The following is a 25,661-nucleotide window of genomic DNA, read 5'->3' as shown; positions in this document are numbered from 1 at the left end:
TTTGTTTCAAATAAGATATCAGGATGTATACTTTATCAGAGGAGAACTATCTAAAGGCCATTTACCGGCTATCGCAGGATGAGGGCGTAAAAATCACCCCCACAGCCATTGCCGAATCATTAGGCAATAATCCGGCTTCGGTAGTGGATATGATCAGGAAGCTGACTGATAAGCAACTGATTGAGTACGATAAAAAGAAGGGCGTTGAGCTCACCCCGCAAGGGCAAAAAAACGCGGTATTGATAGTACGCCGCCACCGCCTATGGGAAGTTTTCTTGCTGGAAAAATTGGGTTATCACTGGGATGAGATCCATGATATTGCCGAAGAGCTGGAGCATATTAATGATGCCACCCTTGCCGACAGGCTCGATAAATTCCTTGGCTTTCCGGATTATGATCCGCATGGCGACCCGATACCAAAGGCCAACGGCAAAATGGCCAAGCCTTATTCGGTAACCCTGGCCGATATGAAAACCGGCACCACCTGTCGCGTAGCTGCCGTTAAAGATACCAGCAGCGCCTTTCTCCAATACCTGCTTAAACTCGAAATAGGCATCGGTACTACCATAGCGCTGGTAGAAAAGATCAGCTATGACAATTCACTGGTGATCCGCATTGCTGATCGCGAGAATACCACCGTTTCGCAAAAGTTCGGCGAGAATATTTTGGTGGAGTAGTTTGGTTGCAGGTTGTGTGTTGAAAGTTGTATGTGCCTATCTCCCCATCCCTCTAAATAAAAAAGGGCCTGTATTACTATACAGACCCTCTCAAAAAATCATCACAATAAAATCTTTTTATTATTGGGTATACCTGTTAATGATATCAATGATCACTTTATTCTGCTGCAATTGCGGCAGGTATTCAAACAGGATATAGTGCTTCTCCGGATCGGATGTTAATGCCATTTCGAGGTGACTCAGCGCTTCGTTATAATCGCCTTTGGCAAACAGGTACGCTACCATGCGGTAGTATAGCTCGGCTGCTTCGGGGTTATTTTTGATAGCCTGCGTCATGATCTCTATGGCGCTCACCAAATTATCCTGCTCGTATAATATCGACGAATAATCCAGCCAGGCATCCACATCCAGCGGGTTCAGTTCTACCACTTTTTCGTAGGCTTGTTCGGCCTCTACAATATGGCCCAGCTTGTATTCGGCATCGGCAATGGCAAACCAGTAGTCGGCATTGGCAATATCAAGATCCAGCGCTTTTTTGTAAAAGTGCAAAGCCTCAAAATAACGCTCTTCAAAATCAAGTGTTACACCTATACCGAACCAGGCATCTGCCAGTTTCGAATCCATCTTAACCGATTTTTTGTAGAAAGCGCGCGCGTCGTCCATTTGCTCCAGCTTTTCGTAGCATTCGCCAATAGCGCAATAAGTATCGGCATTGGGTTGCTCATACTCAAAGGTTTGGCGGTATACTTCAATAGCTTCGGCATATTTTTCGAGATTAACCAGCGCGTTACCTTTGTTAAAGTAGGCCGATGCAAAGCTATCCTTAATTAATATGGCATAGTCATAAGCATCAATAGCTTTTTCAAACAGGCTCAGCTTGGTGTAGGCGTTGCCCAAATTATACCATGCGGCGTAGCTATACGGTTCGTTATCAATGTATTGCTGATAAAACTGTACGCTTTCCTGCTGGTTATCAAGCACATCATAACAAAAAGCCAGCTCGTATAAAGCGTCCTGGTTTTCCATGTTCTGCTCAAGGCACATTTTCAGGTATTTTATGGCCTGGTCATAATCGCCCATGTTTTGATGCACGTAAGCGATATGCAGTAATACCTCGTCGGTTTCCTCGGCCATGTCGAGCGCTTTTTCGTAGTTTTCGAGTGCCTCGCTGTAGCGCTCCATGCTTTCGTACAGGTTACCGCGAATAATATAAATATCGGGGTCTGACGCTTCCAGCATAGCCGCTTTATCCAATGCCGCGAATGCTTCGCTCGCGCGGTTGGTTACCACCAATAGCTGGGCTTGTTTTATTAAAAATACAGCGGCAAAAGGGTGTTGGTTACGGGCATACTCTACAACTTGCAGTGCCTTCGGCGGATCGTTCTTTTCGATATAGTAGTCGATAATGTTCTCAAACGCCTGGGCATCAAAAAAGTACTGATCATGATTCCGAATCATCTCTTCGTACCGTTCTACCGAGAATTTTGGGTCTTCGGTAAAACCAAATTCAAATTCTTCTTCCATTCATTTTTGTTTGCAGAACACCATGCTAAATGCAATTATAATACTGTATTTAGGCTTAACTGCGTTTAAATTACATACAATAAATATCGATATGGCAATTAAGTTTTCAACATTCGCACATTATTAACAGATGTTAAATACAACTGCCTGATAATAAATATGAACCAATTAGCCGGCAAAAGGTGGGTTGCTGATGAATTGCCTTAAAGATTTTTACCTTTGACAAATTTACATATTATGAGCCTCGATATTGCAAAGATTTTGGATCATTTACATATAAACGACATTAACTATGCGTTTAGTACAGGTAGCGAGTGGGGAAGCAGCGCGGGTGCCGAAGTGAAAAATATTACCTCGCCGGTTGATGGTAAGACCATTGCGGCAGTAAAATTTGCTACCGCCGATGACTACAATAAGGTTGTGGAAAAAGCAGCCGGAGCATTCAAAAGCTGGCAGAAAACACCGGCCCCGAAACGCGGCGAAATTGTAAGGCAAATAGGTGATGCCCTGCGGGCCAACAAAGAGAATCTTGGCGCTTTGGTATCCTACGAAATGGGCAAAAGCTTGCAGGAAGGCTACGGCGAAGTGCAGGAGATGATTGATATATGTGATTTCGCGGTGGGGTTAAGCCGCCAGTTGTACGGGCTTACCATGCAATCTGAAAGGCCGAGCCACCGTATGTACGAGCAGTATCATCCGCTGGGTATTGTAGGCGTGATTTCAGCTTTTAATTTCCCGGTGGCGGTGTGGAGCTGGAATGCCATGCTGGCCTGGGTTTGCGGCGATGTATGCATCTGGAAGCCATCTGAAAAAACACCGCTTACGGCCATTGCCTGTCAGCATATAGCACAAGAAGTATTTAAACAGAATAATATCCCCGAAGGAGTATCATGCCTCATCATAGGCGATCGTGCTATTGGCGAACTGATGGCTAATGACAAACGCCTGCCGCTGATTTCGGCCACCGGTTCTACCCGTATGGGTAAGGCTGTGGGGGCTGCCGTGGGCGCGAGGTTAGGCCGCAGCCTGCTTGAGCTGGGCGGTAACAACGCTATCATCATCACCGAAAATGCCGATTTGGATATGTCATTGATAGGCGCGGTATTTGGCGCGGTGGGTACTGCCGGGCAGCGCTGCACCAGTACGCGCAGGCTCATCATCCACGAAAGTGTTTACGACGCTTTTAAGCAAAAACTGGTGAATGCTTACAAGCAGATACGCATCGGTAATCCTTTAGATGAGCATAACCATGTAGGGCCGCTGATTGATCAGGACGCGGTGCAGCTATACCTTAATGCCATTGAAAAGTGCAAAGCCGAGGGTGGCAATTTTGTAGTAGAAGGCGGCGCTTTAAGCGGCGGCGATTATACATCGGGCTGTTATGTTAAGCCCTGCATTGCCGAGGTAGAAAACCATTTCGAAATTGTACAGCACGAAACCTTCGCGCCTATATTATACCTTGTAAAATATACAGAGCTGGATGATGCCATCGCTATGCAAAATGGTGTGCCGCAGGGGCTGTCATCCGCCATCATGACCAATAATTTACGCGAGGCCGAACAATTTTTATCGTCTGTTGGTTCTGACTGCGGTATTGCCAATGTTAACATAGGTACCTCGGGTGCCGAAATTGGCGGCGCTTTTGGCGGCGAAAAAGAAACCGGCGGCGGTCGCGAATCGGGTTCGGATGCCTGGAAAGTATATATGAGAAGGCAAACCAATACTATAAACTATTCAAAAACGTTGCCTTTAGCACAGGGAATAAAGTTTGACCTGTAACCAAAATCTAAAAAAGAGAGTAAACAAAATAGTACAACAAAATTTAATACATGTTTAATATCCGCAAATTCATAATAGCGCCTTTAATTAGCAGCGCGCTGTTCTTCAGCATTAACACTTACGCGCAGGTAGCGCCGGTTGCCCCGCCAGCAGAAACTCCTAAAGACTGGCACCTGCTCGATCTTAAAAAAGACGGATATTTTGGCATTAGCTTAGGCCCCGCTTACGAGTTTTTAAAGGGCAAAAAAAGCAAAACGGTGGTAGTGGCTACTATTGACAGTGGTATTGATACCGCCCAAACCGATTTGAAAGCTATACTGTGGACCAATCCCAAAGAGAAACCCGGCAATGGTAAAGATGACGACAAGAATGGTTTTATTGATGATGTACACGGCTGGAACTTTCTAGGCGGTCCGGGTGGCAAAGCCGATTATACCGAAACTACCGAGGAGGTACGTGAGTACAATCGCCTAAAAACAAAATACGCCACGCTTACCGAAACCACTGCGCCCGATAAAAAAGAATATCAATATTGGGTTAAGGTACGTTCAACGCATGATACTACCGTTACCAAATCGAAAACCGAATTTGATCAGCTACAGCCGGTGATGAATGTACTGATGACCACCAGCGGTTATCTTAAAAACGAATTGAAGCTAAAGGCGGATGCCGGTTTCACCAAAGCCGACCTGGCTAAGATCAATACCACTAACGATACCGTAATGCAAAGCAAGCAAATATGGGAGTCGATATTTACACAGGAGGGCGGTGATAACGATAACGTAAAAACCATTAAAGACCTGAGCGAATACCTGGCCAAGCTGAATAACGATATCAACCCCGACCTGGAATCGCGCAAGCGTATTGTGGGCGATAACCCGGATGTGAACGACGGCAAACCTTACGGCAGCAACATCACCAAATTCCCTGATGCATCGCACGGTACAGGTGTGGCCGGTTTGATCGGCGCTATTCGCGATAACAATTACGGCATCAACGGCGTGGCCGATAATGTACGCATTATGGGTATTAAAGCAGTGCCTAACGGCGATGAGTACGATAAGGATATTGCCAATGCCATCCGCTACGCGGTGAACAATGGCGCTAAGGTCATCAATATGAGTTTCGGCAAAAAGCTATCTCCGCACAAAAAATGGGTGGACGATGCCTTTAAATACGCGGCCTCAAAAGATGTGCTGTTGGTACAGGCAGCAGGTAACGATAACAGCGATGTGGATGCCAAACCGCAATTCCCGAACGATACCTTTGAAGATGGTTCGTCAACCGACGCCGATAACGTGATTGTGGTAGGTGCTTCGGGCGCTAAGAACGACGAAACGCTTGCTGGTTCTTTCAGCAACTACGGTAAAAAGAATGTGGATGTATTTGCACCGGGTGTTAAAGTAACTTCTATTGATATGGATGCCGAATTTAACACTGCCGATGGTACCAGTTTCGCTTCGCCAATTGTGGCCGGTGTGGCAGCTTTGGTGTTAGAATATTATCCTAAACTAAGCGCTAAACAACTGAAACAAGTAATACTGCAATCGGCAGCCCCGCTTAATGGCACTATGGTTTTAAAACCGGGCAGCAAAGATGAAAAAGTTGATTTTGCAACCCTATCAAAAACCGGCGGTATTGTAAACGCCTTGAAGGCATTAGAAATAGCCGCAACCCTAAAAGGCGAGCGGAAGAACTAAGAGTTTATATCAAACTTAGATAAAAGAGAAGCGGGCCCAAAAGTCCGCTTCTCTTGTTTATAGCCTATTTGTTATCAATCTTCTTTTTTAGCAGGTATGTACCTGTCACCTGTGTTGGTACTATTGCTTTATCTACATCATAGCTAAATCCAAAACCGCTTAGCACCAGCGTTACGATGTAAGTTTTGCTCTCTTTTGTTACGGTTAAGTATTGAGCCGGGATGGTATAATTTAAACTCGGCCTGTCAACATCGTCGGCATTTGTGCTGGTATCGGCAACAGCAATTTTTTTATTGGCTATTAATTCTTTGGCAATAGCAGTGGCATCAAAAGAAAACAGCTCATCATTAATCCATAAGTTATATGTTTCTTGAAGCTTGTTGCTTTGCTTAATTACCATTCCCTTTTCTTTAACGGTGCTTGCAACATCGCTGCCGTATATATTTAAGTTAAGTATATAATCAAACCCTTTTACGTTAACTAAGCCATCCTCATTATTAAAATAAAAGCGCTGCGCATCTTCGTTTATTACAGATACATTGGCAATGGTGTCGTTGTAGATATATCCCGTGTACTTAGTTAACCCCAGTTGTTTTTTCACCCAGGTAAGTTTTTTATCGCGCAGTTCATACCTGCTAACAATAAAACCTGTGTTCCATTTACTTTTTTTGATGCTTAACGAATCATTCACCTTGCCGAGGTCGGTATTGAAATAAGGCTGCAACGAGTTAAAATCGTAATGCTCTATCAGGTAATCGAGCGTGGCTACAGTCCGGCTGCCATCTATACCCTTTATCTTTTTACCTTTCAGGCTTATCAGCTTTCCGTTTTTGTAGGCATCGTACTTTTTAAAATGTTTAACCAGTATTTGCTGCTGCGAATACCGCGCGATGGAAAAGCCGCTTTGCGGACCGTATATGGTTAGCAAGGTAAGTACACACAGCGATATTGGGATCAGCTTGATATTTTGCTGCTTAAACAGCAGGAAATACGCGGTGATAAAGGCCAGCCAGCAGGTGAGCAATATTAAAAAGTACCGGTATTCGGTAACGCCGTATTTGTTTACCCTTGCCCCAACCGCTAAAAACAACAGCACCAACAGCGGAATAAGCAAGAAATAAAAACTACGGGTATAGGTTTTAAGCCACTTGTTTTCTTCCTGCTCGCGAATGGGGTATACGAGCAACAACGATAATATGCCAAATACCGAATAGCTCAATATAAGATACGATACCACACCTTTGGGCAGGTTCCACTCTACCAGTATCTTGGTTTCGTAAGCCAGCAATATCAGCACGTAAACAGTAGCCAGAGGGATGAGCACGTATTGAGTGAAAATCTTAAGTCCTTTAGGGTAATTCAGATCTTCATCGAGCGCATTAAAATCGGCAGGCACACCGGCTAAAAAGAAAACGGAGCTGAACATGCCGATGATCCATGTCCATAAAATGGTATAGGTATCCCACTCAAATTTAAAATTGAACAAATAATTGGTAGCGGCAATAGCGGCGGATATACCCAACGCCAGCGCTATGCTGTATAACACCGCGGTTAGTATCCGCAGAAACAGGGTTTTGTTAAATTGCCAAAAGCCCTGCACATGCCCCGGGGCTGTAAAGGCGGCAAAAGCTATCAGCAAATGAAACGACAGGCTAAGCAGGGTGAAGCGTATATAATCGGCCTGTCGCTCACCGGGATTAAGCAGGAATATAAAGCCCACGGCTATAACCGCGGCACCAAACCGGAATAACAACCTGGTATTTGTAGTTAAAGCGCGGCTTTCGGCATATAATGTTACCGATAGGCTTAGCAGAAAACCAAGGTTGGCAACCATCATGGTGCGGTAACACCAGTTTTCATTTGCCGGGCTAATATCGCGCAGTTCGATCCGCACGGTGGCGGCTATAGTACCTGCCAGGGCGAAAAGCACCTCGAATGGAAAGCGTTTAATGGTATTTGCAGCACCTTCTGCCAGGGTTTTAACCGAAGGAAATTTCATAGCGATAAAGTTTTGTTGGCGTAATGTAACAAACTTATAAATAAGCCGGGTAATTTTTTAGTAAGCTAAGCAGTACGGGTTGTATTATAAACATTAGTGATTATATTTGCGACCGTAAAAAACATCTTTTTTAACGCAATGAGAGAAATACAATTCAGAGAAGCGCTTCGCGAGGCAATGTCAGAAGAAATGCGCAATGATGATACAATATACCTGATGGGTGAAGAAGTAGCCGAGTATAACGGTGCTTATAAAGTTAGTCAGGGTATGCTTGATGAGTTTAGCGCTAAACGTGTAATAGATACGCCAATCTCTGAGTTAGGTTTTGCCGGTATAGGTATCGGTTCGGCCATGAACGGCTTAAAACCGATCATCGAGTTCATGACGTTCAACTTTTCGCTGGTAGCTATTGACCAGATCATTAACGGCGCTGCCAAAATGATGTCAATGAGCGGTGGCCAGTTCTCTGTGCCTATCGTATTTCGCGGCCCAACAGGTAACGCGGGTATGCTTAGCTCACAGCACAGCCAGTGTTTCGAAAACTGGTATGCAAACTGTCCGGGCTTAAAGGTAGTAGTACCTTCAAATCCTTATGATGCAAAAGGTCTGTTAAAATCGGCTATCCTTGATCCTGATCCGGTTATCTTCATGGAGTCAGAAGTAATGTATGGCGATAAAGGCCAGGTTCCGGAAGAAACCTATTATATTGAAATTGGTAAAGCCAAAGTAACTAAAGAAGGTACTGATGTAACCTTAGTTGGTTTTGGTAAAATAATGAAAGTGGTTAACGCCGCTGCCGAAGAGCTTGCAAAAGAAGGCATCAATGCTGAGGTAATTGACCTGCGTACTGTACGCCCTATTGATTACGAAACTATCATCAACTCGGTTAAAAAAACTAACCGTTTGGTAATTGTTGAAGAAAGCTGGCCTTTAGGTTCTATCGCTACCGAGGTTGCTTTTAAAGTACAAAAAGACGCTTTCGATTACCTTGATGCGCCTATTCAACGTATTATGGGTGGCGACGTGCCATTGCCTTACGCGCCTACTTTAATACAAGAGTACCTGCCAAACCCGGAAAAAGTGGTTAAAGCAGTTAAGCAAGTAATGTACGTTACCAAATAATTGTAACTAAAAACATTTATAAATACCGAAAGCCTGCCCAACAGCAGGCTTTTTTAATATAATAGCATGAGCGACGATAAAGTAATAGTAAAAGACAGCAACGGTAACCAGCTTAACGATGGCGATTCGGTAACGTTGATAAAAAGTCTGAAAGTAAAAGGCGGCGGCACCACGCTAAAGCAAGGCACCCTCGTTAAAAAGATCCGCCTTACTGATGAACCCGACGAGGTTGATTGCAAAGTTGACGGTATGAGTATCGTACTGCGTACCGAGTTTTTAAAGAAGCGATAACGCTGAGTCTTTGTCATTGCGAGGAACGAAGCAATCCCTGATTTGCAGAGCCGCTCTGTACAGTTTAGAGATTGCTTCGTTCCTCGCAATGACGCGTTTTTTGTGCATGTATTCTCCGTCAGCAAAGAGCTTCGGCTGAAAGCGGGCAGAACTGTGGGGCCATGAGCGCAAAGGCGGGCATAGGAACTTGTTGCATATGGGCAAGGCTAAGAAATGGGGCAAAAGTTCCAGCCCTAAGTTCTGCACGATTTGCAGGGCAAAGGCCAGGTGCGGCAAAGAAGCCTTTTGCTGGACAAAGGGTTTTGTTACTTTTGCCCTCAAAAGTAATGGGGCACTGCGCCCAAGAGCAGACTAACGTTAATTAGAGCAAAAACGAAGCTTCGTACCTCAATGACGATGCTTTATCTACACTTGATACCCTTAAAATCATCCACCTTTTTATATTCCACATCAAATAGCTAATTTTATAGGCAAACAATTAAACTATGCCTCACAATTACTTTAATATGAAAAAAACGGCCCTTGTACTTGCCTTGTTTTGCTTTTTACTTGGCGGCAGCGCTTATGCCCAAACCACTGCCGATGCGGCTAAACCACAAGGTACTGTTACCGGCGCAACTACGCTGATTGATAAGTTTTTTAAAGCCTACGGAAAAGAGAGCACCAATGCCGCTGTAATGGGTTTATTTAAAACCAATAAACTGGTTGATTCTACCAAACTGGTTGATTTGGTATCGAAAATTGACGCTGAGCGTGCCCTATTGGGTGATTACCACGGAAAAGAACTCATCGTACAAAAGAAAGCATCAGGCAGTTTGGTGCTGTATAGCTACCTCGTGAAGCACGAAAAGCAGCCGGTTAGGTTCACCTTTATGTTTTACAAACCTAAAAACGAGTGGATGATATACCGCTTGTACTTCGACGACCAGGTAGAAACCGAATTGCAGGATTCTGCTAAGTTGTAACGCTAAATAAAACCACGTCATTGCGAGAATTTTAGTCCTTTCTGGACTTTGAAGGTAAAATGACGATTGCTCACGCCCACTCTCCACTGTCATGCTGAGGAACGAAGCATCTATCGCAGATAAGCATGGCGAAGAAGATTCTTCAAACGTTCAGAATGACAGTTTTTTTAACACGTCACGGGTAGGTATGAAGCAATCACCGATTTGCAGAGACGCTCTGTGTAGTATAGCGATTGCTTCATCCCTCGCAATTACGCTTTTTTATTGTATAACATCGTTATATTCGCCTGTTAAATAATTTCGTCCTGATGAAAAAATATGGCCTCATCGGTTATCCGCTGTCACACTCGTTTTCAAAAAAGTATTTCACCGAAAAATTTGAGAAAGAGAAGATCAGCGATGCCCAGTATGACCTCTTCCCGATAGAAAACCTTAAAGACTTTTCGGCGCTGCTGCATGCCAATCCCGACCTGTGCGGGCTGAATGTTACCATTCCGCATAAGGTAGATGTGATCAAATACATCGATTGGGTAAATGAGGATGCCAAGCAGGTAGGCGCTATCAATTGCATCCGAGTAGCATCAGAAAGTCCGGTACTGGCCGCTTTTTCGGGCGAAGTAGGCATTAAAGGGCACGATTTCAGGCTCGAAGGGTTTAATACCGATGTTTACGGTTTCGAGATGTCGTTAAAGCCGCTGCTTAAAAAGCAACATACCCATGCCCTCATATTGGGCGATGGCGGTGCGGCCAAAGCGGTTATTTATGTGCTTAATAAACTCGGCATTGGTCACCGTACCGTTACCCGCCGCGAAAATCTGCATCATATCCTGTTTAAAGATCTTACCAAGCAGCATATCCAATCGCACAAGATCATTATTAATACTACCCCGGTAGGCACATCGCCCAACATAGATGAGTGTCCGCCTATACCTTACGAATATATTACCGACGAGCATTTACTGTACGACCTTATCTATAACCCGGAGCAAACCCTATTCCTGAAAAAGGGAGAAGAAAAAGGGGCTGCAACAAAAAACGGACAAGAGATGTTGATACTACAGGCCGAAAAAGCCTGGGAAATATGGAACTCAAAAGCCAAGCATCCATGAGGATAATCGCTTTTATATTGGTATGTGTACTGTTTTTGGCAGCCTGCGGCAGTGATGGTGATTATTCGCCTAAGCCGAGGGGCTACTTCCGTATCAATTTCCCCGAAAAGGCTTACCGCGCATACAACGATGGTTGCCCCTTTACGTTCGACTACCCCACTTATGCCAACATTACCCCCGATGAAAAGGCCAAAGCCAAACCATGCTGGGTAAATATGAACTTTCCGCAGTTTAAAGGTGTATTGCATTTAAGCTACCAGCCCGTTACTTCAAAAAAGGTATTCGACGAATTGATTGAAGATGCTCATACTTTCGCCTTTAAGCATACGGTAAAGGCCACCTCAATTGACGAGGGCGTAATCAGTTACCCCAACCGTAAATTGTACGGCTTGTATTATACCATTGACGGCAACGCGGCATCATCGGTACAATTCTTTTTAACCGACAGCACCAAACATTACCTCCGTGGCGCGCTCTACTTCAGCAGCGAGCCCAAGCTTGATTCCATACAGCCGGTGCTTGATTTTGTGAAGAAGGATATAGATGTGCTGATTAAGAGTTTTAAATGGAAATAGTAACAACTTATAATTTGGTGGATTTTAGATAACTTAGTTTACAAAATTCATCTTATATGAAGCCTATACCTATCTGTTTATTAACATTACTTATTGTTCTGTTTAATTCATGCAAACCAAATTCTAACTCTGAAATCGCGGCGGCCATTAACGCGGCACATACTAAATTCCCCCAATTAATAATTTTCGGTATAAAAGATTATGAATTGATTCGGGCTGTTGAAATAGAAAAACCTGCCGTAAAAATCCACTTGTATGAATTACGGCATAGTGGATACACTACTCAAAACATCATTGTATTGTCTAATAAAAAAGATCAGTTTTACGCGGTGCCTTTACCATCTCAAAGATTTAAAAGCTATTGGAATTTTGTTTACGATACATCATCAAAGCCTGTAGCTTTAAAACCGGGAACGTTTGAAACAGAAGTTAATTATGCCTTAAATAAGTTAAATTTGGCTGATTGGGACGAAAGATATCATGTGGTAAGTGAGATGTTAGGTACTGCATGGGCAGCTAACATAATTACAGCAGCCGATTCTAATAAGATAGTCGACATTGGTGCTAATCCTCTCGATAGTTGCAATATTCTTGCAAGGCAAAATTACAATGCTATCATCAGTTCTATTCATAGCTATGAGTATCGTATGAACGTGTTTTTAGGCAATTATATTATTTTTCATCTACAGGAAAGAAATACTAAGAAACGCAAAGAGAGTTATATTAAGATCAAAACATATAGAGTGCCTTGTGTTCTTGACGTAAATCCAATTAATTTGTGATTAATATTAAGGATGTCCGCCTACCTTCCAAAATTTAAAAACCGTATTTTTACGGCCTATGGCAAAAGTGAAAACATTTGTAAATAATCCGTACCAGGAGAATACCGTTATTTTATATGATGAAACCGGCGAATGCGCCATCATTGATCCGGGGATGTATACCGGGACCGAGCAAAATGCCGTGGTTAACTTTATTAAAGATAACAACCTTAAACCGGTACTGCTGCTAAACACCCATTGCCATGTAGACCACGTATTGGGTAATAAATTTGTATTTGAACAGTATGGTTTAAAACCTCAGTTTCACGAAGGCGAAACCGTAGTGCTTAACTATGTGCCAATACATGCCGCCCAAAGCGGCATCAGGTACGAAAACTCACCACTGCCCGATTTTTACCTGCCCGAAACAGGCACCATCAAATTTGGCAATACCGAACTTGAACTAATTTTCGCGCCCGGCCATTCGCCTGCGCATTTATGCTTTTACGATAAAGAGGCTGCTGTATTGATAGGCGGCGATGTGCTGTTCAGGGGAAGTATTGGCCGTGCCGACCTACCCGGCGGAAATTATAATTTGCTGATCAAAAACATCCGCGAAAAATTATTTGTTCTGCCTGATGATTGCACGGTTTATCCCGGTCACGGCCCCGAAACAACAATAAGGTTTGAAAAGCAATATAATCCGTTTTTTAACGATTAATGATAACACATACCATCAGCCCGCAATTTTGAATACCTCCATCTATATAGCCAGGCGTTACCTTTTTTCGCGCAAAAAGATGCATGCCATCAACATCATCTCGGGCATCTCCATGCTTGGCGTTTTTGTGGGCAGCGCGGCGCTCATCATCATCCTGTCGGTATTCAACGGGTTTGAGAAGGTGATCCTCTCGCTGTACAGCAACTTTACCCCCGAGCTTAAAATTGAGGCCCGGCTGGGCAAAACCTTCGACCCTAATACGCCTTACTTTAACTCGCTGCATAAAAATGCCACGGTATTTTCATACACCGAGGTATTGCAGGAAAAGGTGCTGATCCGTTACGGTAAAAAGCAATATATAGGCACCATTAAAGGTGTTAGTAACGATTTTTTGAAGAACAAACAGCTGGATAGTACCATCATTAATGGTGCGTTCACCTTGTTTGAAAACAATACCGAATTTGCAGTTATAGGCAGTACAATACAAGGCAGCCTGGGCGTAAACGTTAACGACCAGGTGGCTACCCTGCAAATTTATTCGCCGCGGCGCAACGCGGGCAATTCGGCAAACCCGCTCAATGAGTTTGTGCTGAAAAGTATTACACCATCAGGAGTATTTGCTATTCAGCAGGATTTTGATGATATTGTGGTGACCTCACTAAACTTTACCCGCGAATTGCTGGATGAGCCTCAAATGGTATCATCACTTGAGCTTAATTTTAAGCCCGGCACCAACCTTGATGATGCGCAGCAAAACATTGTTAACAAAATAGGTAAAGATTTTACGGTAAAAAACCGGGCCCAGCAAAACACCGAGCTGTATAAAACGTTGAACTACGAGCGCTGGTCGGTGTTTATGATATTAACTTTTGTGCTCATTATAGCCGTGTTTAATATCATTGGCTCGCTTACCATGCTAGTGATTGATAAGCGTAAGGACATAGCAGTGCTGACCAGCCTGGGTGCCGATAAGAACCTGATACAGGGCATCTTCTTTTTCGAAGGAATGCTGATATCGGCAGCGGGTTGCATTAGCGGCATTATTGTAGGGCTGATATTTTGCGTGGTACAGCAGCAATACGGGCTCATAAAAATGGGTGGCAGGCTAACCGTTATTGATGCTTACCCGGTTGATATTAAGCTATCAAACACAGGGCTGGTGTTTTTAACAGTAGGTATAATTGCGGTAATAGCATCGGGCATAAGCGCACGCTTAAGTGTAAAACGATTGGATGAAATTAAACAGGATTTGTAAATTTGAAGGATGCAGGTAACTCGCGTAACATATATAGTAATAGGCCTGGCAATATTTTTTGCTGTATCCAGCTCGTGTAATAACAATGGCGGTAAGGCCAGGCGTTCGGTATACAAGGGCTTATACAGCTTTGGCCCCGAGGTGCGTACGTTTGAAGATTGCGACAACGGCCACGAATTTTGGGTTACCGACAGTTCATCACAGCTTGAATTGCAATACTCGCGCATGAACTTTGAAAAACCTTACGAACCAGTTTATATTGAGGTAGAAGGCACTAAAGAACCATCGGGAAAGGATGGCCTCGGATCGGAATATGACAGTACCCTCGTGGTGAAAAAAGTGATCAAAATAACCAAAGAAATACCGGCCGACGCCTGCCACTAAATTTTTATTTTTATTATACCAGTATGGCAATCGTGCAGCTTTTTGCTCAAACAATTTGTCATCAATTATCTTTTTAATATTAGCTTTACGCTTCAGGGCTACCGGCCTTTAAACATTACTTATCATGGAATCAAAACGTCAGCAAAAGTTTGCAGGAGTGATACAAGAAGACCTTGCCGCTATTTTTCAGCGCGAGGGCAGTAGTTATTTGCCTAACACAATGGTTACTATTACTAAAGTAAGGGTTACGCCTGATTTGGCTATTGCACGTGTTTTTTTAAGTTTTTTTAATAACAACAATAACCAGCTGGCCTTACAAACTGTAAAATCGCACGCTTCAGAAATTCGTTATAAACTGGGTGCCCGTATAAAAGACCAGGTGCGCATCATCCCTCAACTGGAATTTTTTATTGATGATACCAGCGAGTATGTTGAGCGCATGGATAAAATATTCGACAAGATAAGCAAAGAGCCAAGGCAACCCGATACCGAAGAATAAGCCTAATGGATGCAACCCATGCACTGGCAACACACCTCGATAATTACCCCCATGCCATTGGCAAGGTAGTTGATTTTGATGCCGGGAATGATAAGCTTTTTCCACTCGATCTTACAGCTGATAATACCGAACTAAACGCGGGCCTGATAGCCGATACCCAAAAGTTTGATGAATGGCTTACCGCTAAACTTAAAGCTACCGGCAGTCGTTACGCCGTTGGCGGTTATATGGAACACCGCACCATTTATGCAGGCCGCAGTTTGTTTGACGAGAGCGATGACCCCCGTCGCTTACACCTGGGTGTTGATATATGGGCAGCGGCAGATACGCCTGTTTACACGCCGCTACCAGGTATTGTGCACAGCTTTCAGGATAACGATAACTTTGGCGATTACGGCCCAACCATTATACTGCAATACGATATTGCCGGGTTGACTTTGTATAGCCTTTACGGCCATTTAAGTCGCACCTCATTGCTGCACCTTGCCGTTGGGCAGGTAATTGATAAAGGCACACAAATAGCCACTTTTGGCGCCATACCGGAGAACGGGCATTGGTCGCCGCATTTACATTTTCAATTGATGCTGGATATGCAAGGCAAACAGGGAGATTATCCCGGCGTAGCCAAGTTTTCGGAGAAGGAAAGCTGGCTTAGTATCATCCCCGATCCTAACCTGATATTGCAGTTTCCCGCCACTATTAAAAGCTGATAATTCTGCTCCCTGAGGCTGTTTAGGCAGATTTTGTTAATTATAACATCACAATAAGTTAACAAAATTACCGGCAATTTTGCCCCATTCTATATTCCGGTATGTGGGTATACCCTTAACTCCCCCGCAATACCCGGATGGCATTATTTATGAAAAAGCTATTATCAATTACACTACTTGCCTTGTTTGCTACAACAGGGCAGCTTATGGCGCAGAAAGCCAAGCATGTTATCTTCCTTACTATTGACGGCTTTCGCCCTGATTTTTATCTCGACAGCGAATGGAAAACGCCAAACCTGCGCGAGCTGATGAAAGATGGCGCTTATGCCAAAGGCGTAAACAGCGTATTCCCATCAATGACCTACCCTTCGCATACCACCATAGTTACGGGTGTGCAACCCGCGAAGCACGGTATATTTTACAATAACATATTTACCCCGGACGGAGCCCCGCAACAGCCTTACTGGCAGGATAGCTCTATCCACGTACCTACTATTTGGAAAGCGGCTAAAGCAAAAGGCATGACGGTAGCTTCACTTTATTGGCCGGTATCTGCCAATGCTCCTGTTGATTATAACATACCGGACATAGGCGGTTTGGGCGATGAGGTTCGCGAGCAGTATTCTTTACCACAAGGCTTTTATGCCGATGTGAAAAAGGAAGTATTTGGCGGGGTTGACAAGATTGACCACGGAAAAAACCAGAACATAGCAAAAATTGCCGCGTACGTGATAAAGAAAAGCAAACCGGGATTGATGACCATTCACGTATTTTCTGTAGATGGCGCGGAACATGGTGAAGGCCGTTACGGCGCACGCGTACAGGAAGCTGTAGCCGATGCAGATGAAGCCGTAGGCATTATCGTAGCTGCCCTGAAAGAAGCAGGCATATGGGACAGTACCGTATTACTTGTTGGCGGCGACCACGGATTTTATGATGTAAAGAAAACCATATCGCCCAATGTATGGCTGAAAGAAGCCGGCTTGATCACCGACCTTAAAACAGGCGACTGGAAAGCGCAATTCAACTCAGTTGGCGGCTCCGCGTACCTGTACCTGAAAGATCCATCTGATAAGGCTGCCGCTAACAAGGTGAAAACATTATTAGAAGCACAGCCTGATAGCGTAAAACAATACTATCGCGTCATCAGCAAAGAACAATTAACCAAAGGCGGTTATAACCCGAATGTCGCTTTTGCCCTTACCGGCGAGCACGATGCCTCGTTCAGCGGCTCTGTTACCGGCAATGCTGTTAAGCCCGGCAAAGGCGGCACGCACGGCCATTTTCCGGATACAAAAAATATTCGCACCGGCCTCATAGCACATGGCCCGGGAATACATAAAGGCGCTGTGATTGAAGAAATGAACCTGCGCGATATGACACCTATTATGATAAAACTGCTTGATATCCCGTTCCCTAAAGTGGATGGAAAAATCCCGGCAGGATTACTGGAATAACCGAATCTCCATATACAAAACATTTATCAGCTGGCCTGTCGAAACTTTGTTTAACACGATAGGCTGGCTGATAAATTCTTCGCCTGGTAGGTGAAGCTTACAGCTTGAGGATACGGCCTAAAAGCTAAGCAATTAGTTATTAGTGCTATATTAGCTGTTATGAAACGGATCATCCTTTGCATTACCGCATTCGTACTGGCTTTAAGCATAGCATCGGCGCAGCCACAGCCCACCTTTAAAGGCGGCCGTTACGCGCTCGATAATTTTATACAAAGCAAAATAGTATACCCGGCTTATTCAAGCGAAAACTGCATATCGGGTATGGTGCAGGTTGCTTTCCGGTTAGATAGCAGCGGCAGGGTAACCAATGTAAAAGTTCAAAAAGGCATGGGGATCGATCTGGATGCCGAAGCAAAACGCGTGGTAAAACTCACCTCTGGCAAATGGACAATCCCAGCAGGATACGATCATTCAAGCAATATTGTATTACCGGTAACATTCACTGCCGATCTTTCAAAGTGCACAGGCGCAACCGGGGCTGATATACAAAATGCCATTGCCGCTTACCAAAGGCGCCAAAGCCTGGAAGATGCCGTTGTAACCTATTACAAAAACAAAAGAGAGGGCAAGGCCGATGCCAACGCCGAAAAACAGGTACAAGGCCTGAAAGACCAGTTAGGCTTTGATGACGACTATATTGACGATGTACTAAGCCGTGCCAAAAAGAAACTCAAACAAGGCGACACCGAAGGAGCCTGCGACGACTGGACGTTCATCCGTAACATAGGCAGTACCCGCGCCGATGTGTTTTTGCTTAAATATTGCGATAAGTAGTACGGAATCTATCCTACAAATAACTCAGCCACCATTGCTTATGCGTCATTTTATATTTCATATACCAGCGGCAAGGGAAGTATAAGATGAACAGTGCCAGTGCCCACATCATGTATACAAAATACAGTGGCGCGCCATTTTGCATGATTGCGCTATTGGGAGCATGGTTTTTAACAACAATATAAGCGATCACCCCCATGGTATGCAGCAGGTACAAATGCAATATATAATAGAACAGCGGCACACGGCCAAATACCAGTGCTATATTGGTAAAACGGTTTTGCACATGTTCCAGCACGCCCAGCATGGTGATGGAAGTGCCCAGGGTGATCAATAAATAATCGAGCGATGGCGGGTATTTCTGCACGTTTACAAACGAGAGGATGGTACGGTACCAAACACCTTGGTCAGTCCATTGGTTAGGGTCGCCGTAGTGGTTGTAGGCACGTACGATAACAAATAAGGCCAGCGTTGATGCGCCTATGGTGTAAAATAGTTTCTGCCTTTTATCGGGCTCCAGTTTAAATAACTTGCCAAAGCTGTAGCCTACCGCCATTACGCCAATCCACGGTATAAGCGGGTATAATACAAAAACATGGTAATCTTTACTTAAATCGGCCATGCCCATTACGTGTATAAAATGCCAGGCTGCTTTACCACCCTCAAAGTTTTCGGGTTTGATGCTATCTAACAGGTTATGGCCAAATATCATAACAAGGCCTACCGCCGCTATAGCGGGCACAGGCAGGTAAATCAATAATGATAATACCACCATGCTGATACCCAATGCCCATATTACCTGTACAAATAAGAAATGGATACCGGGATCGAAACTCCAGCCTATTCCCACTACGGTTAACTCCAGCAATACCAGCCACAAACCCCTTGTTAACAGAAATACGGATGCCTCGCCCTTGGTTTTACCACGGTTGAGCGATAAAAATGCGCCGGTGCCTGCCAAAAAAACAAAGGTTGGCGCGCAAAAGTGCGTTATAAAACGGGTAAGGAACAATCCTGTTGATGCTTTGGTAAGATCGGTAGGGTCATACGAGTTATGGGTGAAAAAATCGCGGGCATGGTCGAGTGCCATGATCATCATTACTATTCCGCGAAGAATATCAATCGACTCGATACGTTTTTTAGTGGTTGCTGCAATGGTGGTCATTGTAATAAGTGAAAGGCTGAACTTACGCAAAGCAATTAAAATATGCAAGCGTATAATTATTTATTTGATTTACAGCCAATTGAGTGTTAATTAAAATATTTTCATTTTTTTCGGCAATCCAATTGTTTTAATTATTTTCATGCCAAACTATTGGATTAATACCCAACCTTATTGCATGAAAAAACTCTACTTAAGCGTATGCTTAGCCATGGCAGCAATAGCTGTCAACGCGCAAACTGTAACCCCAATTATGCCTTTCGGGAAAATTGACAAGGCAGACCTCGAACTAAAAAACTGCGAATTTGAACCTGATGCTAATGCCGAAGTACTTTTCGACAAGGGCGATGTGTACATTGACCGTCAGTTTGATATTGTTACCGAAAGGCATACCCGCATTAAAATTTTTAATGATAACGGTAAAAAGAATGCCGATATCCGTATCACTTATGTAAGCGCTAACCGCCTGGAGTATATTACCGAACTGCAAGCCCAAACCATAAATTTAGTAGATGGCAAGCCGGAGATTACCAAGATTGATAAAAAACAAATATTTACCCAAGTGGTTGACAAGGCCACTTCTGCAACGGTGTTTTCGTTACCTAATGTAAAACCGGGCAGCGTTATAGAGTATAAGTACAAAATTACCCACAACTCAATATACCGTTTCCCGAGTTGGTATTATCAAAAAAAGATCCCGGTAAGGTACAGCGAGCTTACCACAAAAATACCGGAGTGGTTTTATTACAAGCCGCAGTTTCGTACCAAGCAAATGTTTGCTAAAAACAAAACTGAAAATGGTTCGGAAAGCCTGGGTTATGGTACCGAAACACTTAGCTATAGCTATGAAACGTCAACAAGGGCGCTGGCCAACGTACATTCGCTGCCCGATGAACCGTACATGAGCTCGGATGCCGATAATTTGGATTGTGTACACTTCACGCTTACATCTATCAGGCCGCCGCAAGGTTTTGTACAAAGTGGTGCCGATACATGGCCAAAAATTGGTGGCCTACTGGCCGATGATGAAGATTTTGGCAAACAGCTGAAAAGAAAGCTTGCCGGTGAAGAAGCATTTATCACCAAGGCAAAGGCCTTCGCTAAAGATGATGACAAGATTGCCTACCTTTTCAGGGAAGTTAGAAACGCCATGAAATGGAACGGCGACGATAGCTGGTATACCTATGATGGTACCGTAAAAGCCTGGGAAAAGAAAACAGGAAACTCATCAGAAGTTAACCTGATACTGTTTCACCTGCTTAAGCAATCGGGCGTTAAGGCCTACCCAATGGTGGTAAGTACCCGCAGCAATGGCCGTGTAAACCCGTATACTCCATTTCTTTACCAGTTTAACAGGGCTGTAGTATATATACCGGTTGATAGCACCAAACGCTACGTGCTTGATGCAACAAACAAGTACAATCTTTATAATGAGGTGCCCGATAATCTGCTTAATTCTACAGGATTATATATTGATAAAGAAAGCAACACGTATGATCTGGTGTATCTGAAAAACAACGAACCGGTAAGGCAAAGCTATTTCATTAATGCCGAAATAAAACCCGATGGTAAAATGGCCGGTTCGGTACAAATAAGCAGCTTCAGTTACAACAAAATATATTGTACCTCCAAGTACAAAACGGATGGCGAAACTAAGTATATTGACTATTTACGCCACAATGATAACAACTTCAAAATATCCGAACTGAAGTTTGATAATATGGATGTTGACACATTACCGCTGTTGCAAAAAATGAAATTTGATTTTGACCTTACCGGGTCTGACGATAACTATATTTATTTTAACCCTAACCAGTTTACCTCTTTACATACCAATCCTTTTTTGAGCGAAAACCGATTTACAGATATTGAGTTTGGATATCGCGATAATTACAGCGTAAGTGGCATTTACAAGATACCTGCCGGATATAAAGTTGATGTATTGCCAAAAAGCATGACCATTGTAATGCCCGATAAAAGCATCACCTTTAAACGGATGTTGTTACAGGAGGATCAAACTATTACAGTGCGTTATATAATTGATCACGCAAAAACTACCTATTTTAAAGAAGAATATCAGGATTTCCGAGAGTTTAGCAAGCAGATGTACGAAATGCTGAACGAGCCTATAGCGTTGAAAAAGGGTTGATGAACTTATTAACAGCTTATAACTGACTATACTTTATTTATGCGCTAATAACAATAATGCATTTGCGTACATACTATATTATTACATGAAAAAAATATTTTTTAGCTGTTGCTTAAGTGCAATAACTTTTATTGTTCATGCTCAAACGGTACCCTTGCCGCAACCATTCGGCAAAGTAGATATGGCCGACCTTCAACTGAAAAGCTGTGATTTTGAACCCGATGCTAATGCCGAAATATTGTTTGATAAGGCAGAGGTACATTATGAATTAAATTCGGACGTACAAATTATTGAAAACAGGCATAAACGCCTTAAAATTTTTAACGAAGCAGGCAAAAGTTATGCTAATGTGCGTATTGAATATTTCCATACACAACATTTTGAAGAGGTTTTGGATTTGAAGGCACAAACAATCAATCTTACTAATGGCAAAACTGAAATAACTAAACTTGATAAAAAGTCAATTTATGTTGAGCAGATCGATAAATTCAGATCGGCTATTGTATTTGCGTTTCCAAATGTACAGCCCGGCTCTGTTGTAGAGTATCAATACAAATGGAAAACTCTCTCATTGAGTAATTTTCCTACATGGTACTTTCAGGATTTGATACCGGTACGCTATAGTCAGCTTACTACAAGCATACCAGATAATCTTGATTTTAAAAGACAATCTCGCAACAGGCAACCATATGTTATAAATACAACTGTCAAAAAAAATGAAACGTTAGAAGGCACGAACACTTTTACGTTTAATGTTATCACCGAAACAAAAGCGCTGGAAAAAGTACATTCACTACCGAACGAGCCTTACATGAGTTCTTTATATGATAATTTAAAGTCTATATCATTTACCCTCAGTGGAATTTCAGAGTTAGGCTCAAAATATGAGATTGGCACCTGGAAGAAGATAGTTAAATATTTAAGCGCCAACAATAACTTCGGGGCACAATTAAATAAGAAACTACCTGATGAGCAGCTGATTATAGCAAAAGCTAATCAACAAAAAAACCAGGATGAAAGGATTGCTTATCTGTTTAATCATATTAAAACTGCTATGAAAAGTAACGCCCTTGATTATTGGGATACTAATGATGGCGTTGTTAAAGCCTGGGAAAAAAAGACAGGTAATGCAACAGAAATAAACATGATGTTATTTCACTTGCTGAAACAAGTAAACATTCCGGCCTACCCAATGCTGGTAAGCACACGTAAACATGGCAAAGTAAATCCATACAATCCGGTATTAAATCAATTTAACCGAACTGTAGTTTATATTCCCGTAGATAGCTCGAAATGCTACGTGCTGGATGCTTCAAACAAGTTTAATTTATATAATGAGATACCTGATAACACACTTAATTCATTTGGCTTTTATTATGACACTGATAAAGAGGATCATGACCTTGTGTTTATTCAAAACGAGCAGCCCGTAAGACAAGCATGTTTTGTAAACGCTGAAATTAAGCCGGATGGTAAAATGGTTGGAACAGCACAACTTAGCAGTTTCGGATATAATAAGATAAACAGAACTACAAAGTATAAAACAGATGGCGAAAATAAATTTATTGAATATTTAAAAGGAAAAGATAACAGTCTAACTATAACATCGGTAAAGTTTGAAAATACTGATACTGATACATTACCTTTAGTTCAGAATGTGAATTTCAGCCTTGATTTAACTAATTCTGATGATAAATATCTTTACTTCAAGGTTAATGCCTTAACCTCACTTGAAGAAAACCCCTTTGTGAAAGAGAACAGGTTTACAGATATTGATTATGGATATCGCGATAATTACACCATAAGTGGCATGTATAAAATACCTGCCGGTTATAAACCGGAAAGTTTACCCCAAAATGCAAGTTTAACTATGCCCGACGGAAGTATGAGCTTTAAACGTATTGTAAGCCTATCTGACGACAACATCATTATAAGGTTCACGATAGACCATTTAAAAACAATTTACTTTAAAGAAGATTACCCGGAGTTTCGTGAATTTAATAAAAAAATGTACGAAATGCTGAATGAACCTATAGCCCTCAAAAAATCCTGATAAGTGATGACGCGAAAAAATGTACTGATGTGTTTCATACTGCTGTTGGCAGTATGCGATTTTGTTAATGCCCAGGATATCCCTGCCGATTTATATAAGGCATCTACCTTGCCCGATTCTTTAAAGCAGGATGCGAACTCGGTAGTGCGATATGCCATGGAAGAATATGTGGTAAAAGGCCCGGGCAGGGCGGTGAATAAGATGCATACCGTTACCACCATATTAAACGAAAAGGATGATAATGAGGCGGTGATACAGGTGCCTTACGATAAAAAGTTCAACAGCATCAGCCGGATAGAAATGATAGCTTATGATGCTGATGGTAAGCTAATAAAGAAATACAAGCGCAGCGATATGTATGATGGTGCCGCTACCGATGGTATATCGATAGTAACCGATAACCGTTTTTTAGCTGCCCGCCATACCATTACCAGCTACCCGGTTACTATTGAAATAACAGTGGAGGTAAACATGAACAGCTACCTCGATCTGGGTGCCTGGTACATACAAAAGCCCGATCAGGCGGTTCAAAACTCTGTTTGTAAGGTGACGGCGCCATCGACTGTTGGGTTCAGGTATCTTAACAAAAACACTAAAGTACAACCTGTTAAAACCAATGCCGATGGCAATGAAGTTTACACCTGGAGTGTTAAAAACTTAAAGGCCATAAAGCCCGAAGAAGATGTGCCTGCATGGAAGGTTTCTCAGCGTATTTTTTTTAATACCAATAACTTCGAGTTTGATGGTCGCCCGGGCGATATCAGCAGCTGGCAAAATTATGGCAAATGGTACCAAACACTTAATGCCGATGTAAACTCGCTTAGTCCGCAACGGGCCGAAGAGATCCGCCAGATGACCGCCAACCTGAAAACGGATAAAGAGAAAGCCAAATTTTTATACGAATACCTGCAACAGAATATGCGCTATGTGAGCATCCAATTGGGTATTGGCGGTTTAAAGCCTTTCCCGGCCATGTTTGTTGATCAAAAAAAATATGGCGATTGCAAGGCGCTGTCAAACTACATGGGCGCTTTACTAAAAGCAGTTAACATCCCGTCATACTATGCCATTATTTACGGCGGCGAAAATGGCGAACCTGCCGAGCCTTCATTCCCGAGCGATCCTTTTAACCATATTGTTTTGTGTGTGCCCTTTAAAGGTGACACCACCTGGCTGGAATGTACCAGCAATACACAGCCTTTTGGCAAATTAGGCAACTTTACTGAAAATCGTAACGCGCTTTTGATAACCGAAAATGGCGGTGTATTGGTTAATACCCCAAAAAGTAAGGCCGAAGATAACCAGTTCAAAAGCGAGGTGCATGTAAAACTAAGTGCCGATGGCAGCGCGAAAGCGGAAGTAAAAATTATGGGCACAGGCGAATACCGCAGCGATTACATAGGTGTTACCGCCATGAAAACCGACGACCAAAAAGAGTTTTTTCAGCGTGTAATGAACATAAAACAGCCAAGCGCCTTTGAGTTTAAAGCTACTGATGATAAGGATGGTACAAAGGAGTTGAACATTGAGCTGGAGTACGATAAGCTTTATGATATAGCATCGGGTAACAAGCAATTTTATCGCCCGAGGATATTTGATATATGGCGCTATACCTGCCCGGTACTTGAAAAACGCCGGTCTGATTATTATTTCAGCATCCCGATGCAGAAGGTATGTAATACGGTGATCGATCTGCCCGAAGGTTTTGAGGTAGAAACCCTGCCTGCAAATCAAAGCCTCAAATTCACTTACGGCAACTACGATGTAACTTACAGTTACGATGCCGCTAAAAACCAGGTAAACAGCGTTACCAAATTCAATTTGAACTCACATATTATACCGGCTGCCAAATACACCGAAATGCAGCAATACATGGATGCCATTGCAAAAGCGCAAAATAAAAAATTGGTAATAAAACGTAAGGCGTAAATTTGC

22 protein-coding genes are annotated in these 25,661 nt (G+C 43.0%); 19 read left to right on the top strand and 3 right to left on the bottom strand.

Going from position 1 to position 25,661, the window contains the following annotated elements; all coding sequences use genetic code 11:
• The first annotated feature begins 23 nt into the window (after positions 1-23).
• Positions 24-677: a metal-dependent transcriptional regulator gene (locus ABD894_RS17670; RefSeq protein WP_345212392.1), complete on the top strand. Its 654-nt coding sequence runs from the start codon at positions 24-26 to the stop codon at positions 675-677.
• A gap of 120 nt (positions 678-797) precedes the next feature.
• On the opposite strand, the gene ABD894_RS17665 is transcribed toward ABD894_RS17670, so the two are convergent.
• Positions 798-2,201, bottom strand: a complete 1,404-nt coding sequence (locus tag ABD894_RS17665) for a tetratricopeptide repeat protein (RefSeq protein ID WP_345212391.1) — start codon at positions 2,199-2,201, stop codon at positions 798-800.
• A 237-nt stretch (positions 2,202-2,438) separates the two neighbouring features.
• On the opposite strand from ABD894_RS17665, the gene amaB reads away from it, so the two are divergent.
• Together amaB and ABD894_RS17655 are read left to right on the top strand one after the other, a co-directional pair.
• Positions 2,439-3,980: an L-piperidine-6-carboxylate dehydrogenase gene (gene amaB / locus ABD894_RS17660; protein ID WP_345212390.1), complete on the top strand. Its 1,542-nt coding sequence runs from the start codon at positions 2,439-2,441 to the stop codon at positions 3,978-3,980.
• 50 nt (positions 3,981-4,030) lie between these two features.
• A complete protein-coding gene (locus ABD894_RS17655) occupies positions 4,031-5,680 on the top strand; it encodes a S8 family serine peptidase (RefSeq protein ID WP_345212389.1) in 1,650 nt (549 codons plus the stop codon).
• Positions 5,681-5,744: 64 nt separating this feature from the next.
• Here the strand turns inward: ABD894_RS17655 and ABD894_RS17650 are convergent, their stop codons facing one another.
• On the bottom strand, positions 5,745-7,679 hold the full coding sequence (locus tag ABD894_RS17650; RefSeq protein ID WP_345212388.1) for a DUF4153 domain-containing protein: 1,935 nt from the start codon (positions 7,677-7,679) through the stop codon (positions 5,745-5,747).
• 138 nt (positions 7,680-7,817) lie between these two features.
• On the opposite strand from ABD894_RS17650, the gene ABD894_RS17645 reads away from it, so the two are divergent.
• From ABD894_RS17645 to ABD894_RS17585, 13 genes are all read left to right on the top strand, one after another.
• A complete protein-coding gene (locus ABD894_RS17645; RefSeq protein ID WP_345212387.1) occupies positions 7,818-8,801 on the top strand; it encodes a pyruvate dehydrogenase complex E1 component subunit beta in 984 nt (327 codons plus the stop codon).
• 66 nt (positions 8,802-8,867) lie between these two features.
• Complete coding sequence (locus ABD894_RS17640; RefSeq protein ID WP_345212386.1) at positions 8,868-9,092, top strand: zinc ribbon domain-containing protein YjdM; 225 nt, start codon at positions 8,868-8,870, stop codon at positions 9,090-9,092.
• A gap of 506 nt (positions 9,093-9,598) precedes the next feature.
• Entirely contained in the window at positions 9,599-10,057 is a 459-nt protein-coding gene (locus ABD894_RS17635; RefSeq protein WP_345212385.1) for a hypothetical protein, read from the top strand.
• A gap of 308 nt (positions 10,058-10,365) precedes the next feature.
• Positions 10,366-11,166, top strand: a complete 801-nt coding sequence (locus ABD894_RS17630; protein WP_345212384.1) for a shikimate dehydrogenase family protein — start codon at positions 10,366-10,368, stop codon at positions 11,164-11,166.
• Positions 11,163-11,741, top strand: coding sequence for a gliding motility lipoprotein GldD (gldD, locus tag ABD894_RS17625; RefSeq protein WP_486348228.1), 579 nt, complete (start codon positions 11,163-11,165; stop codon positions 11,739-11,741). The genes ABD894_RS17630 and gldD overlap by 4 nt, the downstream gene beginning before the upstream one ends.
• Before the next feature lie 56 nt (positions 11,742-11,797).
• A complete protein-coding gene (locus ABD894_RS17620; RefSeq protein WP_345212382.1) occupies positions 11,798-12,523 on the top strand; it encodes a hypothetical protein in 726 nt (241 codons plus the stop codon).
• A 58-nt stretch (positions 12,524-12,581) separates the two neighbouring features.
• The gene (locus ABD894_RS17615) at positions 12,582-13,223 is read left to right on the top strand and encodes an MBL fold metallo-hydrolase (protein ID WP_345212381.1); all 642 of its coding nucleotides are present in this window, start codon (positions 12,582-12,584) and stop codon (positions 13,221-13,223) included.
• Between the two features lie 28 nt (positions 13,224-13,251).
• Complete coding sequence (locus ABD894_RS17610) at positions 13,252-14,478, top strand: FtsX-like permease family protein (protein WP_345212380.1); 1,227 nt, start codon at positions 13,252-13,254, stop codon at positions 14,476-14,478.
• A 9-nt stretch (positions 14,479-14,487) separates the two neighbouring features.
• Positions 14,488-14,862, top strand: coding sequence for a hypothetical protein (locus ABD894_RS17605; protein WP_345212379.1), 375 nt, complete (start codon positions 14,488-14,490; stop codon positions 14,860-14,862).
• Between the two features lie 124 nt (positions 14,863-14,986).
• Entirely contained in the window at positions 14,987-15,361 is a 375-nt protein-coding gene (gene rbfA / locus ABD894_RS17600) for a 30S ribosome-binding factor RbfA (protein ID WP_345212378.1), read from the top strand.
• Positions 15,362-15,366: 5 nt separating this feature from the next.
• On the top strand, positions 15,367-16,071 hold the full coding sequence (locus ABD894_RS17595) for a peptidoglycan DD-metalloendopeptidase family protein (protein ID WP_345212377.1): 705 nt from the start codon (positions 15,367-15,369) through the stop codon (positions 16,069-16,071).
• Positions 16,072-16,220: 149 nt separating this feature from the next.
• Positions 16,221-17,528 (top strand): alkaline phosphatase family protein, encoded by a 1,308-nt coding sequence (locus ABD894_RS17590; RefSeq protein WP_345212376.1) that lies wholly within the window; start codon positions 16,221-16,223, stop codon positions 17,526-17,528.
• Positions 17,529-17,687: 159 nt separating this feature from the next.
• On the top strand, positions 17,688-18,362 hold the full coding sequence (locus ABD894_RS17585; protein ID WP_345212375.1) for an energy transducer TonB family protein: 675 nt from the start codon (positions 17,688-17,690) through the stop codon (positions 18,360-18,362).
• 13 nt (positions 18,363-18,375) lie between these two features.
• On the opposite strand, the gene ABD894_RS17580 is transcribed toward ABD894_RS17585, so the two are convergent.
• Complete coding sequence (locus tag ABD894_RS17580; protein ID WP_345212374.1) at positions 18,376-19,527, bottom strand: acetyltransferase domain-containing protein; 1,152 nt, start codon at positions 19,525-19,527, stop codon at positions 18,376-18,378.
• Positions 19,528-19,702: 175 nt separating this feature from the next.
• Between ABD894_RS17580 and ABD894_RS17575 the strand changes: the two genes are divergently transcribed.
• The 3 genes from ABD894_RS17575 (at position 19,703) to ABD894_RS17565 (ending at position 25,655) form a co-directional block, all read left to right on the top strand.
• Positions 19,703-21,673 carry a DUF3857 domain-containing protein gene (locus ABD894_RS17575; protein ID WP_345212373.1) on the top strand — a complete coding sequence of 657 codons (1,971 nt, stop codon included), beginning with the start codon at positions 19,703-19,705 and terminating at the stop codon, positions 21,671-21,673.
• A gap of 238 nt (positions 21,674-21,911) precedes the next feature.
• Positions 21,912-23,726 (top strand): DUF3857 domain-containing protein, encoded by a 1,815-nt coding sequence (locus ABD894_RS17570; protein ID WP_345212372.1) that lies wholly within the window; start codon positions 21,912-21,914, stop codon positions 23,724-23,726.
• Positions 23,727-23,732: 6 nt separating this feature from the next.
• Positions 23,733-25,655 (top strand): DUF3857 domain-containing transglutaminase family protein, encoded by a 1,923-nt coding sequence (locus ABD894_RS17565; protein WP_345212371.1) that lies wholly within the window; start codon positions 23,733-23,735, stop codon positions 25,653-25,655.
• Positions 25,656-25,661: the final 6 nt, after the last annotated feature.

This window comes from Mucilaginibacter gynuensis, from assembly GCF_039541195.1.
GTDB classification, from domain to species: Bacteria; Bacteroidota; Bacteroidia; order Sphingobacteriales; family Sphingobacteriaceae; genus Mucilaginibacter; species Mucilaginibacter gynuensis.
Note: the sequence above shows the minus strand (reverse complement) of the source record. Positions and strands in the feature narration are given on the sequence as shown.